Raw genomic sequence first — 15,406 nt, 5'->3', positions numbered from 1 at the left:
GCGCTCCTACAAACCTCGAGAATCCTGCAATGAGCAGCTACAAAGCCCCACTCACCGACATTCGCTTCGCGCTCTACGATGTTCTGAAAGTCGAGCCTTTATTCGCCCGTCTCGGTTATCCGGACGCGTCGCGCGACATTCTCGATGCCGTGCTGGACGAAGCCGCACGCTTCACCGAAACCGTGTTGGCGCCGTTGAACAGTGTCGGCGATGAAGTGGGCAGTACCTTCGATCCGGCGACTGGCGAAGTCTCCACGCCGCCCGGATTCAAGGCGGCTTACCGCCAGTACATGGAAGGCGGCTGGATCGGCCTGACCGCTTCACCGGATTTCGGCGGACAGGGCCTGCCGCACACCATGGGCGTGCCGCTGAATGAACTGGTCAATGCCGCCAACCTGGCCTGGGGCAATTTCCCGCTGCTGTCGCACGGCGCGGTGGAAGCCCTCAAGCAACACGGCGAAGACTGGCAGCGCGAGGTTTTCTTGAAGCCGCTGGTGGACGGCCGCTGGACCGGCACCATGTGCCTCACCGAGCCGCATTGCGGCACCGACCTGGGCTTACTGAAGACGCGCGCCGAACCCAACGGCGATGGCAGCTATGCCATCACCGGCACCAAGATCTTCATCACCGCGGGCGAGCACGACCTGACTGAAAACATCGTGCATCTGGTGTTGGCGAAGCTACCCGACGCACCCGCCGGCGCAAAGGGTATTTCGCTGTTCGTCACGCCCAAGTTCAAAGTGGCGCGCGACGGCTCGGTGGGCGAGCGCAATGCACTGCGTTGCGGCTCCATCGAACACAAGATGGGCATCAAGGGATCGGTGACCTGCGTGATGAATTTCGATGGCGCACAGGGCTATCTGGTCGGACAGCCGCACAAAGGACTGCAGGCGATGTTCACCATGATGAATACCGCCCGCCTGGGCGTGGGCCTGCAAGGCATCGCGCTATCCGAACGCGCCTATCAAAACGCACTGCACTATGCGCGCGATCGCTTGCAGACACGTTCGCTGAGCGGCCCGAAATTTCCCGAAAAACCAGCCGACCCTATCATCGTGCATCCGGACGTGCGCCGCATGCTGCTGACGGTCAAGTCGCTGGTGGAAGGTAGCCGACTGTTGGCTTTGCATGCTGGCACGCTGATCGATGTCGCCCTCCATTCGCCCGACCCGGCCGAACGGGAACAAGCTGACGTGCTGGTGAGTTTCCTGACCCCGATCTCTAAGGCCTGCCAGACCGAATGGGGCGTGGAGAACACCTACCACGCGCTGCAATGCTTCGGCGGACATGGCTACATCCATGAGCACGGCATGGAGCAGTTGGCGCGTGATGCCCGCATCACCACCTTGTACGAGGGAACCACCGGCATCCAGGCGCTCGACCTGATGGGCCGCAAGACCGCCGCCACCCGGGGTGCCGGCCTGAAGCTGTTCCTGGCGCAGATAGAGGCTTTTATTCGCGAGAACGAAGGCAATCCGGCCGTGGCGGAATTTATCGGACCGCTGCGCGAGAAATCCACCGAATGGGCGCAGCTGACCCGGAACGTTCTGCAGCGCGCCAGCGGCGACCCGGAAGAAATCGGCGCAGCGAGCTACGACTATCTGTTCTATTCCGGTTATGTGGCACTGGCCTATTGGTGGGCGCGCAGCGTGGCGGCCGCCGAGGCGTCTGCTCATGGCCAGGCGTTCAAACAGAGCAAACGGGAGACTGCTCAGTTCTATTTCGCACGCATCCTGCCACGCACTTTGGCACATGCGGCAGCGATCGAATCCGGTGCCGCACCGCTGATGACCATGGCGCCCGAGCGCTTCGGCGAATAGCCGTCAAGAACGCTTTTGGTAGGAGCGCCGTCTCGGCGCGAGCTCTTCGTGTCAGATCGCGATAGAAGCGAAGAGTTCAAGCCGAGACGGCGCTCCTACATCAGGCCTGCGGCCACGCCGCCTGTACACATTTCGTCAACAATTAGGTATAACCTGCTTCCCCATGGAAGCAGACAGAGCTCAGCTTCACCTGGTAGGAACCGGTGTCCCCGAGAACCCGGTATCGCTTGCGTCTCCCCATTCCAATCGTTCTTCCGCCAGCGTGCGATTGCTATCGCTCGACGCGCACGGCCGGGTGTTGGATTGGATCAACTGGCAAGATGCGACGTGCCTCTATGCCCGCGATGCCGTGGCCTGGACGCTGGGTGATCCCTGCCTGCGCGTGCATGGCGGCACCTGCCGCAAAACGGGCGAACAAAGCATCATCGAACTGCATCCGATCGTGGCTTCTCGCGGCCATGCACGGGCACAGGCGCTGTCGCCCACCCCGACGCTGACCAACACCGCCTTGTTCGCGCGGGATGCCCAGCTGTGCATGTATTGCGGCCACGAATACTCGCGCCCGCACCTGACCCGCGACCATGTGCTACCGTTGTCAAAAGGCGGCCGGGACACCTGGGAAAACGTGGTAACTGCCTGTTTCCAATGTAATTCCCGCAAATCGAACCGGACCCCGCAACAGGCCAACATGCCCCTGCTGGCGGTCCCCTACCGGCCCAGCTGGATCGAGCACCTGATCCTGTCCAACCGCAACATCCTGGCCGATCAGATGGCGTTCCTCAAGGCGCACCTGCCGAAGCGGTCGAAGCTTTCGATGTGAAGTGGTAAAGGGTTAAGGGCAAACGGTAAAGCAGCAGCGCTGCGCTTCCCGGCCAAGCGGACAGGCCCGGTTGTCGCTTTTCTTCACCCTTGATCCTTCACTCTTCCCTCGTGCGCCCATTCACTCTTCACCCGCTCCCTTGCCCCACTTCACACAACGGGGGGAAAATAGCCGGTCAGCTAAAGCCAGCCCCTAATGATCGATTCCGTTCGCTATCCCCACCTGTCCCGCATTGAGACTCCCGCCGACCTTCGCCGGTTCGACGAATCCGAGCTTCCGGCCATCGCCGAGGAGTTGCGGGCCTATCTGATCGAATCCGTGGGCAAGAGCGGCGGGCATTTCGGCGCCGGACTTGGCGTGATCGAATTAACCGTGGCGCTGCACTATTTGTACGAAACGCCGGAAGACCGGCTGGTGTGGGATGTCGGCCACCAGTGCTATCCGCACAAGATCCTCACCGGACGCCGCGACCAAATCCACACCGTCAAACAGAAAGACGGCGTGGCGCCGTTCCCCAAGCGCGAAGAAAGCGAATTCGACACGTTCGGCGTGGGCCATTCATCCACTTCGATCTCGGCCGCGCTGGGCATGGCCATCGCACTCGCGCAAGCCGGCGATGAGCGCAAAGTCGTCGCGGTGATCGGCGACGGCGCGATGACGGCCGGCATGGCGTTCGAGGCGCTGAATCATGCCGGCGGCATGGAACCCGAACCCAACCTGCTGGTGATCCTCAACGACAATCAGATGTCGATTTCGGAAAATGTTGGTGGCCTGACCAAGATGCTGGGCCGCATGAGCAGCAGCCGCACCCTCAATGCGCTGCGCGAAGGCGGCAAGAAACTGCTGGGCGACAAGAAGAAACCGCCGGCGCGCTTCATGCGCCGCTGGGAAGAACATTGGAAAGGCATGTTCGTGCCGTCCACCCTGTTCGAACAGATGGGCTTTCACTACACCGGCCCGATCGACGGTCACGATGTCGAAGCGCTGGTCGGCGCGCTGAAGGTGCTCAAGACCCTGAAAGGTCCGCAGTTGCTGCACATCATGACCACCAAGGGCAAAGGCTACGAACTGGCTGAGGGCGACCAGATCGGCTACCACGCGGTGGGGCCGTTCGATCCGGAGAAAGGCCTGATCAGCAAGGCTGGCGCCAAGAAGCCCACCTATACCGACGTGTTCGGCGACTGGCTGTGCGACATGGCCACCGCCGATCCGAAGTTGCTGGGCATCACCCCCGCCATGCGCGAGGGCTCGGGCCTGGTGCGCTTCAGCAAGGAATATCCGGAACGCTACTTCGACGTCGCCATCGCCGAACAGCACGCGGTGACCTTGGCCGCCGGCATGGCCTGCGAAGGCAGCAAGCCAGTGGTCGCGATTTATTCGACCTTCCTGCAGCGTGGCTACGATCAGCTGGTTCACGATGTGGCGATCCAGAAGCTGGACGTACTGTTCGCCATCGACCGAGGTGGCGTGGTGGGTCCCGACGGCGCCACCCATGCAGGCAATCTGGACCTGAGTTATCTGCGCTGCGTGCCGCACATGGTGGTGATGGCGCCCGCTGATGAAGACGAATGCCGGAAGATGCTGAGCACCGGTTTTCACTATCAAGGCCCGGCGGCGGTGCGCTACCCGCGCGGCACCGGTCCCGGTGTGGCGGTGCTGCCTGACTTGGATACATTGCTCATCGGCAAGGCGGACCTGCGCCAGCGGGGCTCGCGCGTCGCATTGCTCGCCTTCGGCGCGACAGTACCTGCGGCGGAAGCGGTAGGCCGGGAGCTGGGGCTGACGGTGGTCAACATGCGATTCGTCAAACCGCTGGACCGCGACCTGATTCTGGAACTGGCCAAGACGCATCAGGGATTCGTCACCATCGAAGACAACGTAGTGATGGGCGGCGCCGGTTCCGGCGTGGCCGAACTACTGAATGCCGAGGACGTCCTGCTGCCGATGCTGCACCTGGGACTGCCGGACGAGTTCCAGCACCATGCCAGCCGCGAAGACCTGCTGGCCGAAGCTGGTATCGACGCCAACGGCATCCGCACCGCGGTACTCAAGCGCTGGCCGCAATTGGCCGCCGCCAAGCCGTCGCTGACCGCCGCGGGCTGACCCCGCCGCTTTCGTAGAGCGGAGCTTGCTCCGCTGCTTTTAGATCCTGGCTCCGGAAGCATTCAGCCGAGCAAGCTCGGCTCTACGTAGAGCGTAGCTTGCTGCACTGCTCTTCGTTACGTCCGTTGTTAAACCCCGCGAAAGTCGCCTGACCGTCGACCACGAGCATGGCTCAGAAAATAGTTGCATAGCTAATTACATGGTGCTAGGCTGCCGCCATGTTCGAACACTGCCTCTACTTCAACACCACGGCCCTGGCCCGGCGACTGGAACGCGAATGGACCTTGGCGTTCCAACCTCTCGGGCTTACACCGCCGCAGGCGTTCATGCTGCGCGCGATCATCGCGTCGCCCGGTTCGCTTCAATCCGAACTGGCCGACGCAATGGCCATTGCGCGTCCGACCGCTACGCGCGCGCTGGATGCACTTGAATCCAAAGGCTTGATCACACGCCAAGTCGTGAGTCACGACAACCGCTTGGTCGCCATTCACCCGACCAGGCCCGCCTTATCGATGGCTTCCGATCTCAACGAAGCCAGTGCTGCTGTGACCCGAAAGCTGAAACGGAAACTGAGCGATACCGTTTTTCAGGAAACCGTCACCCAGGTGCGGGGTGTGCGTTCCGCGCTGGAGTGATTTTATTTGCCCTAATAGTTGCATAGCTAACAATAAGGAACCGTCACCATGCCTATCCTCAACGTCAAAATTGCCGCTGAAGAATCTTCCGAGCTCACCCAACGTGTTGCCGCGATGCTGTCCGAACTGACAAGTCGCATTCTGAAGAAGAATCCCGACGTCACCGCGATCGTTATCGACTACGTCCATCCTTCTCGCTGGATAGTGGCAGGCATTCCTCTGTCGGAACATCGAAAGAGCAGCTTCTACTTCGATATAAAGATCACCGACGAAACCAATACGAAGGCGGAAAAGGAGCAGTACATCCGCGAAGCCTTTGCCGAGTTTCAGAGCATCCTTGGCGACGTCCATGAGGAAAGCTATATCTATGTCCAGGACGTCAGGGCGGCGTCGTACGGCTATGGCGGTCTGACGCAGGAGTATCGCTACCACCATCCGGGTTGAATGCTTGTAAAGCGGGTCTGAAAGCTGGTGAATTTGCTTCCATATGCGCCGATCGGAGAGCAGCGGAGCAAGCTCCGCTCTACGTAGAGCGGAGCTTGCTCCGCTGCTATTCGGCAAGCATCGTTTTCCACTATCGGCGGGCCTGGGCCCGCCCTACGGCGCCTCTACTTCATAGCCCTTGGCCTGCAACTTGACCAGGTAGCCGTCTGGCTTCAGCAATTCGGAGATCGGCAGCAGAGCGAAGGTGGAGGCGTTCTCCCGCAATGCGGTTTCCGCGGCCGCCATCCATTCTGCTTCGACTTTCTGCGGCAACGTATCCAGACCACGCTTCTGCGCAACGCCTGCTTCCAACATCGCGCGGATGCACGCGCGATTCTGGTCGTCGTAGGGCAAAGCGCGCAGCGCTTCGATATCGCCAATGGCCCAGGCGTTGGCGCGCAGCGTCATCACGGGAAGATCGTTTTCCAGGCGATCCAAGGTCTTGCGAAAGCACTCCACGTCGCCCAGCGCGGTGCCCGAAAATTCCTTGATCGCTTTCTTGGGGTCCTCGACTTTCAGGCGGACGATCGGCGAGACGATCTTGACGTCGTGCCGCTTGGCAGCCTTATCCACCACCGGAGTGACGACACCCGAGGTAGCCAGTCCCGACTTCTTGATTGCCGCCTCGTACAACTCGTGTGCGGCGAAGATCGGGCGCCATTTTTCGATGCCGGCGTCTCGGCCGATATATTTGAGTTTCAACACCTGCCAGCGCGCGTACAAATCCGGCGGCAGTACCTCTTTCAGGGTGGCACCATCCGGGTTCTTGCGCGCCTTGAACAGCGACGGGATCAGCAGCGCACTTCGAAAAATCCCAAGGTCCGAATCGATGGAAGCTCCAGGCGATTTCAATACCTGCTGCGAAACGGCGATGGTCGCTTCCACATCCCGCGAAAGCCAAGTCATTTTTTTTGGAACCGGCGACAGCGTACCCATTATCCAGAGCACATGATCGCCCTTGCTGACGCGCCACATGCCGGGCCCTGGCTGCACGCCACTGACGACCATCACGTCCATATCGGTGATCGCCGGTAATGCAGTGGAGATGCCGCGTTGTACCGCGGGAGCGGCTTGCACTGCCGCCGATGATTGCGCTGCGGCGACGGACGTAAAACACAGCAATAGCGTGGCAATGCAGAGCAGACGCATGGACGGCACTCCAAAGGTTCCGTGGACGAGGCAAGAATCAGCAATCGAGCATCGGAGCCAACCAGCTAACGAGAGCTGGCTGGTCCTGATTGGCGCTACGCTAAAAGAGTTCGGAGAACTTCACACTGAACTGCCGTTCGGGCAGGTGTCGTCACACACTCGACCACAGGCATTGCGTGGTGTAGTCGGCCGGAGGCGAGGAGCTGCGAAGGCGAAGCTTCCGTGTCATCCGCAGACCAGCCAACCCTGACCTCGTCGGCTGGGCCGCTCCACTTACGCTCGGATCGCGCATGGATAGCCGTAGGATGCGGTGAGCAAAGCGAACCGCATCTGTCGTGGCCGCCGCGGAACCAGTTGCCTCCTCCCGATTAGGAACGCGAACGATGCGGTGCGCCTGCGGCTTACCCGCATCCTACGAGGAATGCGAAGGTGAAACTTCAGCGCCATCCGCAGGTCGACCCACCCTAACCTCGTGGGCTGGGCCGCACCACCTGCGCTCGGATCGCGCATGGATAGCCGTAGGATGCGGTGAGCAAAGCGAACCGCATCTGTCGTGGCCGCCGCGGAACCCATTGCCTCCTCCCGATCAGGAACGCGAACGATGCGGTGCGCCTGCGGCTTACCGCATCCTACGAGGACTAGCAATTCGGGCTGGAGTCGCCCGCCTGAATCAGGCTACCAAATCAGGCGACCCGCCCGCCGGCTTCGCGCAGCTGGCGCGCGACTTCGCTGTTTTCTTCCAGCAGCTGGAAGCCTTTCCAGACGAATCCTGGTGAAACCGAGCAGTCCATCAGCGAGTAGTCGCCCAGCGAACGGGCACTTTGCCAAACGCCCGCCGGTACCACCTGCGACTGCTGACCACCCCGCGCGGAGGTATCCAACTGCGCACGGCTCAGGGTGCGGGCTTCGGGATCGAACATGGACAGTTCCAGCGGGCTGCCTTCCTGCCAATCCCATATCTCGGTGGCATCCACGCGGTGCCAGCGGCTGGTCACGCCAGCGGTCAACAGATACTTGATGGCGGTCAGCGTGGGCCGCTCCAGTCCGTTGACTTCGGTACGTTTGGCCGATTCGTAGATGCGACGGAAATAGCCGCCCTCAGGATGAGGGGACAACTGTAGGGTGCTGATCAGTTCTTCGGCGCGCGTATGCATGCCTGCATCCTATACGTTGATTGTCATATTTGTCGCTAGGGCCGGTACGGCGGCGGGTGCCGCTACAAGAGAAAACCGCGTGGTGGAGAGCGCTAGAGCGGATTGGCGAACGGTCCAGACGGGCCGAATATGAGCCGACCATCCTCCGCCCTGAGGCAGAGGCGCAGCGGATTGCGCTACCGGCGACCCGTGCAGAAAGGTCGCTGAAGGCGCCAAGAAGTGGCCGGATGAATTCGACTTAGCGGGTGCCATCCAGCCAGTTCGCGCCTTTGTTCTTCAAGAAGAAAATGTAGACCACCAGCGACACGGTGATCACCGCGGTGACGTAGGTGATGTAGTTGCCGACCTGACCGGTCTTGAGGGCGCCCTGGTACAAAAGCGGCGCGGTACCACCAAACAACGAGTTAGCCAGCGCATAGCCCAAGCCCACACCTAGCGCGCACGTGGGTAGGGAACAACTCCGCCTTTACCACCGCGTTGATCGAGGTGTAGCCGGTGAGGATGACGAAGCCCACTGCCAGAATCAGGAAGGCCGTCCCGGCATCACTCTGCCTGGGCAATGCGCCGATCATGTACCAGGTGTAGAGCACGCCGCCAATGCCGAAGAACACGAGCAGGCTCTTGCGCCCGATAACGTCCGACAGCCAGCCACCGACGGGCTGCAACACCATCAGGAATGCCAATACGCCCAGGTTGATCCACGTGCCGGTGATCACGTCGTCGCCGGCAAAGGCGGCCTGGATCATCTTTGGGCCGTTGACCGAATACGTATAGAACGCCACGGTGCCGCCGGCGGTGATCAAAAAGCACAGCAACAGCGGCCGCCACTGGTTCACGAACAGCTCGCGCATCGAGCCGGATGCCTTGGCCGTGCCCGATTTGGCCGCTTCAATGAGGTTCTCGCCCAGCGATTCGTCCATGCTCCGGCGCAGCCAGAACACCACGATCGCGGCGACACCGCCGATACCGAACGCCACGCGCCAACCCCATTCGGAAACCTCCGATTTATCCAGGAAGCTCAGCATCAATAACAGCGTCAACTGCGCCAGCACGTGGCCGCCCACTAGGGTGACGTAGTGGAAGGAGGACAGGAAACCGCGGTGGCGAGGAATGGCGGCTTCGGACATATAGGTTGCGCTGGTGCCGTACTCGCCGCCAGTGGCGAAGCCCTGCAGCAGGCGCGCGAGCAGCAGCATCAGTGCAGCGCCGATGCCGATGCTGGCGGCGGTGGGCGTGATCGCAATGACGAAGGAACAGGCCGCCATCATGCTGATCGAAACAGTCAGCGCCCGGCGGCGGCCATAGCGGTCCGCGAAGCGGCCGAAGTACCAGGCGCCGATCGGGCGCATCAGGAAGGTCGTGGCGAAGATGGCCCACACATAGATGGTTGAGTTCTTGTCTTCGGGCGAAAAAAACTGCGACTCGAAGTAAGTCGCGAACACCGAATACACGTAGACATCAAACCATTCGACCAGGTTGCCGGCCGACCCCTTGAGGGTATTGGATACCGAGCGCCGCAGGGCGGACACGGGCACGGCCGAGGGCGCGACGGGTAGATCGACAGCGCTACTCATTGGGAATCGCCTCTTGCGGTCTGTGCACCATGTGCCCGGATGACGCAATGCGGTGCGTGTTCACGGACGATCGTGCGGGATCGCTACCTTACGACACCCGAACGAAGACGTAGATACGACCATCTGGCTAGGCACTGGCCACGCAGGTGCTGTTGGCCTGGATGTGTTTCACCTGACCCGACGTTTGGCTGTCTGATTCGTGCTGCGGCAGTACACATGAAAAAACCCGCACGGCGGCGGGTTTTATGCGGATTTGCGATTGGTCGGGACGGCCGGATTTGAACCGACGACCCTCTGCCCCCCAGGCAGATGCGCTACCAGGCTGCGCTACGCCCCGAACTAAGCAAATCATCCCGCCTTGCGACGGGCGGCAATTATAGCCGCATTTCCGGCCATTCTCCCAGCGGAAGCTGCGGGTCAGCGCCGTAGCAGCTGAAGGATTTCTTCCAACTCCATGCGAACCTGCTTGACGATCTGGTTGCTGAGCGCCGATTCCTGCTTGGCACCCTCGCCTTCCAGCCGCAGCCGTGCGCCGCCGATGGTGTAACCCTGCTCGTACAGCAGGCCGCGGATCTGGCGCACCATCAGCACATCGTGGCGTTGATAGTAGCGGCGATTGCCGCGGCGCTTGACCGGCTCCAGGCTGGGAAATTCGGTTTCCCAATAACGCAGCACGTGCGGCTTGACGTCGCACAGCTCGCTGACTTCGCCGATGGTGAAATAACGCTTCGCCGGTATCGGCGGAAGTTCGCGATTACTGCCCGGATCCAGCATATGTCTCCACCCGCTCCTTGAGTTTCTGGCCTGGCCTGAACGTCACGACCGTGCGCGCCGAAATTGGAATCTCTTCACCCGTCTTGGGATTGCGGCCAGGGCGCTGATTCTTGCGCCGCAAGTCGAAATTGCCGAAGCCGGACAGCTTCACCTGCCGACCCTGCTCCAATGCTTCGCGCAGCACGTCGAAGTACGCGTCCACGAACTCCTTGGCCTCGCGCTTGTTCAGCCCGACTTCGTCGAACAGACGCTCGGCCATTTCGGCCTTGGTCAGTGCCATGGGTACTGCTCCCCTATTGCCAGCCTTGCTATCGCATTCGCATGTTTCATCCGCGGATCCTGGCGCCGTGTTCTCGCTCAATGGCAGCCATGGCCGTGGAAACGACTTCATCCACGTCGCGTTCGGTCAGGGTGCGTGAGTTGTCCTGCAAAATCAAGCCCATAGCCAGGCTTTTGTGTCCCGATTCGACCCCCTGACCCACGTACCGGTCGAACAGCAATAAATCCCGCAGCAGCGGGCCCGCGGCGGCCCTGACGGTGGCCTCAATGGCTGCCCAGGGAGCCTTGTCGGCCACGACGAACGCCAAGTCCCGCCGGACAGACGGGAAGCGCGACAACTCCATGGCCCTTGGTAGCGAACGCGCCGTTAGCGGCAGCAGATCGACTTCGAACGCGAGCACATCCACGTCCAAGTCCAGGTCGCGCTGCAGCCGCGGATGCAGCTGCCCAATCCACCCAACCAGCTGGCCATCGCGGTAGATATCCGCGGACCTGCCCGGGTGGCCAAAACCGTACTGCGAAGAGCGGTATTCCAACGTGGCGCCGGCCGCGGCAGCCAAGCTGTCCAGGTCACCCTTGAGATCATGAAAATCGGCTTTGCGCGCAGGCTCGCCCCACTGCTCGGTTTTTGCATCGCCACAGATCGCACCTGCGACGCGCAGAATTTCGACCGGCGCTTCGCCTTTCGCCGATTCCCTATTCCCGGTTCCCGATTCCCGGCTTTCGAACACATTGCCCAGTTCGAACAATCGCACTCGTCCCACTTGCCTTGCCGCGTTGCGCTGCACTGCCGATACCAGCCCGGGCAGCAACCGGGTGCGCATCACGCCCAATTCCGCGCTCAGGGGATTGGCCAAAGGAACAGCGCCCTCGCTCACACCCCATTGCGTCAGCAGCGCGGCATCGACGAAGGCGTAGTTGACTGTTTCCAGATAATCACGCGCAGCAAGCTGGCGACGCACCGTCGATGCTTCCAGCTGCATCTCAGTCGGCGCAACGAGCCGGGTAGCGCTGCCGGGCAAGGTAATGGGTATGCGGTCGTAACCGTGGATGCGCGCCAGTTCTTCGATCAGATCCTCTTCGATAGCGATATCGAAGCGGCGGCGTGGGGCCACTACGCTCCAACCATCCGGCACCGCCGCAGTCTGCATGCCCAGCGCGCGCAGGATGCGTTCGACATCGCTGTCGGCAATCTCGATGCCAAGCAGCCGTGCGACACGTGCGCGGCGCAGATGGATCGCAGAAGGCGCGGCCAGATGCTCGGGAAGCTCGGCTGTCGTCACAGGGCCTGGCGTACCGCCGGCCAACTCGACGACCAGCCGGGTGGCGACTTCGATCGCCTGCGTCGGCAGATCCGGATCCACACCACGTTCGAAGCGATGCGAAGCGTCCGTATGCAAGCCCAGCTTACGGCCACGACCGATGATGGCCGAGGGCGCGAAATGCGCCGCCTCCAGGAACACGTTTTTCGTCGCATCGGTAACGCGGGTATCGAAGCCGCCCATAACACCGGCCAGCGCGACGACGCGGTCGGCATCGGTGATGACCAGGAAATCGTCATCGAGCGCGGCATCGCGGCCATCCAGCAGCTTTACCGTTTCGCCTTTCCGCGACCAGCGCGCTCCTACGGGGCCTTGCAGCGTGTCGCGATCGAAGGCATGCATGGGCTGGCCCAGTTCCAGCATCACGTACTGGGTGATGTCCACCAGCAGCGAGACCGGACGCACGCCGCTGCGACGCAGGCGTTCGGCCATCCAGACAGGCGTCTTGGCGGTAGCGTCGATGCCTTCGATGATCCTGCCGCAATAGCGCGGCGCATCGGCACCGGCGTTGAGTTCCACCCGCAGCGTTTTATCGTTCAGTGCCGGCATCGGCGTCGCGTCGAAAGCGACCACGTGACTGCCGCAAGCGGCTGCCACGTCATAGGCGATGCCGCGCACGCCGAAGCAATCAGCGCGATTGGGGGTGAGCTTGATCTCGATGCTGGCGTCTGGGAGGCCCAGGTATTCGGCGATGGAAGCGCCAATCGGCGCGTCGTCCGGCAGTTCCAATAGCCCGGAGGCATCGGCGTCGATGCCCAGCTCCTTGGCCGAACACAACATGCCGTTGGATTCCACGCCACGCAGCTTGGCCGCCTTGATGCTTATCCCGGCGACGCTCGCACCCACCATCGCCAGTGGCGCGACAAGACCGGGGCGGGCATTCGGCGCACCGCAGACGATCTGCAGCAATTCACCCTGTCCCGCATCGACCTGGCAAACCTGCAGGCGATCCGCTTCCGGGTGTTTGGCGCAATCGACGATGCGAGCCACCACGACTTGAGCAAGGTTTTCGCCTAGCGCAACGACCTCTTCCACCTCAAGACCAATAGCCGTCAGCGTAGCGGCGAGCTCTTCGCGCGTCGCGTTGGTGGGCACATGGCTGCGCAGCCAGTTTTCAGAGAATTTCATGAGTTAAGCCAGAAGCGGGAACGGGGAACAGGGAACGGGGAATGCGGGATCAGGAAATCGGCGATACCGCGGGAACAATAGGCGGTGCTTTCACCTTCATTCCCGGTTCCCTGTTCCCAGCCTTCAAGCAAACTGCCTCAAAAACCGCACGTCGTTTTCGAAGAATGCGCGCAGGTCATTGACGCCATAGCGCAGCATCGCGAAGCGCTCAACGCCCATGCCAAACGCGAAGCCGGTGTAGCGTTCCGGGTCGATGCCACAGTTCCTCAGCACATTGGGATGCACCATGCCGCAACCCAGCACTTCCAGCCAGCGCGTGCTGCCGTCCGGCTGCTGCCAGGCGATATCGACCTCCGCGCCGGGTTCGACGAACGGGAAATAGCTGGGCCGGAAACGCATCTCGAAATCACGTTCGAAAAAGGCGCGGACAAACTCGGTCAGCGTGCCCTTGAGATCGGCCAATGTGGAATGCTCATCAACCAACAGGCCTTCCACCTGGTGGAACATCGGCGAATGGGTCTGATCGCTGTCGCTGCGGTAAACCTTGCCAGCGGCGATCATGCGCAGTGGCGGTGTGTGTTCGCCCATGTAGCGCACCTGCACGCCGGAAGTGTGCGTGCGCAGCAGACGGCCATCACCGAAGTAGAACGTATCGTGCATCGCACGCGCCGGATGGTGCGGCGGGAAGTTCAGTGCTTCGAAGTTGTGCCAGTCGTCCTCGATTTCCGGACCGTCGGATAGTTCGTAGCCCAGTCGGCCGAAAATGTCCGCGATGCGTTCCAAGGTACGACTGATTGGGTGCAGGCCGCCGCGGGTGGGATTGCGACCGGGCAGCGTGATGTCGATGGTCTCGCCGGCGAGGCGGGCGTCCAGCGCCACGTCTTCGAGAACGACTTTACGTGTGGATAGCGCTTCGGAAATTGCATCGCGTGCGCGGTTGATTGCCTCACCAGCCGCCTTGCGTTGATCGGCAGGCAGCGTGCCCAACTGCTTTAGCTGCGCGGTGACGCTGCCGTGTTTGCCGAGCAATGCCACACGCAGGTGCTCCAGCGCGTCGGGCGTTTGCGCGGATGCAACGTCGGCGAGTGCTTGCGTGGACAGGGTTTCGATATCGCTCATGAATTACCCGGATTAGTTGTACGTCCCTGGTATAGGAGTGGGGCCGGCATGCCGGTACTGGTGAGTCGCGATGAAGCTTTCCCAGTAAAGCTTCATCGCGACTCACGTCGCTCCTACAACAGGGATAGCGGGCCACAAAAAACAATGGGGAAGGACTTGCGCCCTTCCCCACGTGTTCGGCGATGAACTGCCAGTACTGCTTTACGGTGGAGATCGCTGGCTTACGCCGCGAGCGCGCCCTTTGCTTTTTCAGCCAGGGCCGCAAAACCCACCGGATCGTGCACGGCGATGTCCGCCAGCACCTTGCGATCCAGGGTGATGCCAGCCTTGAGCAAGCCATTGATGAAGCGGCTGTAGCTCATGCCGTTGATGCGGGCCGCCGCATTGATGCGGGTGATCCACAGCGAGCGGAAATTGCGCTTCTTCTGCTTACGGCCGATATAGGCGTACTGACCGGCCTTGATGACGGCCTGGTTGGCGACGCGGAAGACTTTGCGACGGGCGTTGTAATAGCCCTTCGCCAGCTTCAGGATTTTCTTGTGACGGCGGCGTGCCGTTACACCACGTTTGACTCGTGCCATTGGTCAGTCCTCAGAGATACGGAAGCATACGGTCAAGACGGCTGCTGTCCTCGGCGCGAATAATATTCGTGCCGCGGAGGTTGCGCTTCCGCTTGGTCGTCTTCTTGGTGAGGATGTGGCTCTTGTTGGCGTGGCCGCCTTTGTACTTGCCGGAAGCGGTCTTCCGGAAGCGCTTGGCCGCCGCCCGATGGGTCTTGATCTTGGGCATTGCGATGTCCTTAGGGAGTTTTCTGTCACTGACCTGGGCGGCAGCTTTACCTCAACTGAGGCAGCCACGCTTTCCATCCTGCCCAAACCGGCTTGTAAGCTGCTGATTCCAGAGGAATCGCAACAGGTTCCATGATGCCGCGAACGGCAACCCGATGAACTGGGCCGCGTATTATGCCTGGGACTGGTTTCCCTTGCAAATCAGGAGGTTTCGGTACCGAAACCGACGTGAGCAGCCTCTGGCCCCTTGTAGGAGCG

The 15,406-nt window shown here is 61.3% G+C and carries 13 protein-coding genes, 1 tRNA gene and 1 pseudogene; 5 read left to right on the top strand and 10 right to left on the bottom strand.

Translation table 11 applies throughout. From position 1 onward, the window contains the following. Window positions 1–29 precede the first annotated feature (29 nt). From AB6O04_RS01795 to AB6O04_RS01775, 5 genes are all read left to right on the top strand, one after another. Complete coding sequence (locus tag AB6O04_RS01795; protein WP_368561918.1) at window positions 30–1,820, top strand: acyl-CoA dehydrogenase C-terminal domain-containing protein; 1,791 nt, start codon at window positions 30–32, stop codon at window positions 1,818–1,820. A gap of 163 nt (window positions 1,821–1,983) precedes the next feature. Next, window positions 1,984–2,640, top strand: coding sequence for an HNH endonuclease (locus AB6O04_RS01790; protein ID WP_368561917.1), 657 nt, complete (start codon window positions 1,984–1,986; stop codon window positions 2,638–2,640). 195 nt (window positions 2,641–2,835) lie between these two features. Beyond that, complete coding sequence (gene dxs, locus AB6O04_RS01785; protein WP_368561916.1) at window positions 2,836–4,743, top strand: 1-deoxy-D-xylulose-5-phosphate synthase; 1,908 nt, start codon at window positions 2,836–2,838, stop codon at window positions 4,741–4,743. 218 nt (window positions 4,744–4,961) lie between these two features. Further along, a complete protein-coding gene (locus tag AB6O04_RS01780; protein WP_368561915.1) occupies window positions 4,962–5,378 on the top strand; it encodes a MarR family winged helix-turn-helix transcriptional regulator in 417 nt (138 codons plus the stop codon). Window positions 5,379–5,426: 48 nt separating this feature from the next. After that, a complete protein-coding gene (locus AB6O04_RS01775; protein ID WP_368561914.1) occupies window positions 5,427–5,822 on the top strand; it encodes a 4-oxalocrotonate tautomerase family protein in 396 nt (131 codons plus the stop codon). 153 nt (window positions 5,823–5,975) lie between these two features. Here AB6O04_RS01775 and AB6O04_RS01770 read toward each other — a convergent pair whose 3' ends face one another. From AB6O04_RS01770 to rpmI, 10 genes and pseudogenes are all read right to left on the bottom strand, one after another. Beyond that, complete coding sequence (locus AB6O04_RS01770; RefSeq protein ID WP_368561913.1) at window positions 5,976–7,010, bottom strand: TraB/GumN family protein; 1,035 nt, start codon at window positions 7,008–7,010, stop codon at window positions 5,976–5,978. Between the two features lie 683 nt (window positions 7,011–7,693). Then, window positions 7,694–8,164 carry a cupin domain-containing protein gene (locus AB6O04_RS01765; protein WP_368561912.1) on the bottom strand — a complete coding sequence of 157 codons (471 nt, stop codon included), beginning with the start codon at window positions 8,162–8,164 and terminating at the stop codon, window positions 7,694–7,696. A gap of 238 nt (window positions 8,165–8,402) precedes the next feature. Continuing rightward, window positions 8,403–9,738: pseudogene (locus tag AB6O04_RS01760) on the bottom strand (MFS transporter). Window positions 9,739–9,998: 260 nt separating this feature from the next. Beyond that, window positions 9,999–10,075 (bottom strand) — tRNA-Pro (locus AB6O04_RS01755). Window positions 10,076–10,155: 80 nt separating this feature from the next. Beyond that, a complete protein-coding gene (locus AB6O04_RS01750; RefSeq protein ID WP_093281672.1) occupies window positions 10,156–10,512 on the bottom strand; it encodes a MerR family transcriptional regulator in 357 nt (118 codons plus the stop codon). After that, window positions 10,493–10,792: an integration host factor subunit alpha gene (locus tag AB6O04_RS01745; protein WP_055936063.1), complete on the bottom strand. Its 300-nt coding sequence runs from the start codon at window positions 10,790–10,792 to the stop codon at window positions 10,493–10,495. Before AB6O04_RS01745 ends, AB6O04_RS01750 begins: the two co-directional genes overlap by 20 nt. A 46-nt stretch (window positions 10,793–10,838) precedes the next feature. Beyond that, complete coding sequence (pheT, locus tag AB6O04_RS01740; RefSeq protein WP_368561911.1) at window positions 10,839–13,241, bottom strand: phenylalanine--tRNA ligase subunit beta; 2,403 nt, start codon at window positions 13,239–13,241, stop codon at window positions 10,839–10,841. Between the two features lie 123 nt (window positions 13,242–13,364). Further along, the gene (pheS, locus tag AB6O04_RS01735; protein WP_368561910.1) at window positions 13,365–14,360 is read right to left on the bottom strand and encodes a phenylalanine--tRNA ligase subunit alpha; all 996 of its coding nucleotides are present in this window, start codon (window positions 14,358–14,360) and stop codon (window positions 13,365–13,367) included. A gap of 221 nt (window positions 14,361–14,581) precedes the next feature. After that, a complete protein-coding gene (gene rplT / locus AB6O04_RS01730) occupies window positions 14,582–14,941 on the bottom strand; it encodes a 50S ribosomal protein L20 (RefSeq protein ID WP_337342343.1) in 360 nt (119 codons plus the stop codon). Window positions 14,942–14,951: 10 nt separating this feature from the next. Continuing rightward, entirely contained in the window at window positions 14,952–15,149 is a 198-nt protein-coding gene (rpmI, locus tag AB6O04_RS01725; RefSeq protein WP_337342344.1) for a 50S ribosomal protein L35, read from the bottom strand. Window positions 15,150–15,406: the final 257 nt, after the last annotated feature.

This window comes from Pseudoxanthomonas sp. UTMC 1351, from assembly GCF_040948865.1.
Lineage (GTDB): Bacteria > Pseudomonadota > Gammaproteobacteria > Xanthomonadales > Xanthomonadaceae > Pseudoxanthomonas_A.
The sequence above is the reverse complement of the archived record's forward strand: the minus strand, read 5'-3'. Positions and strand labels throughout refer to the sequence as shown.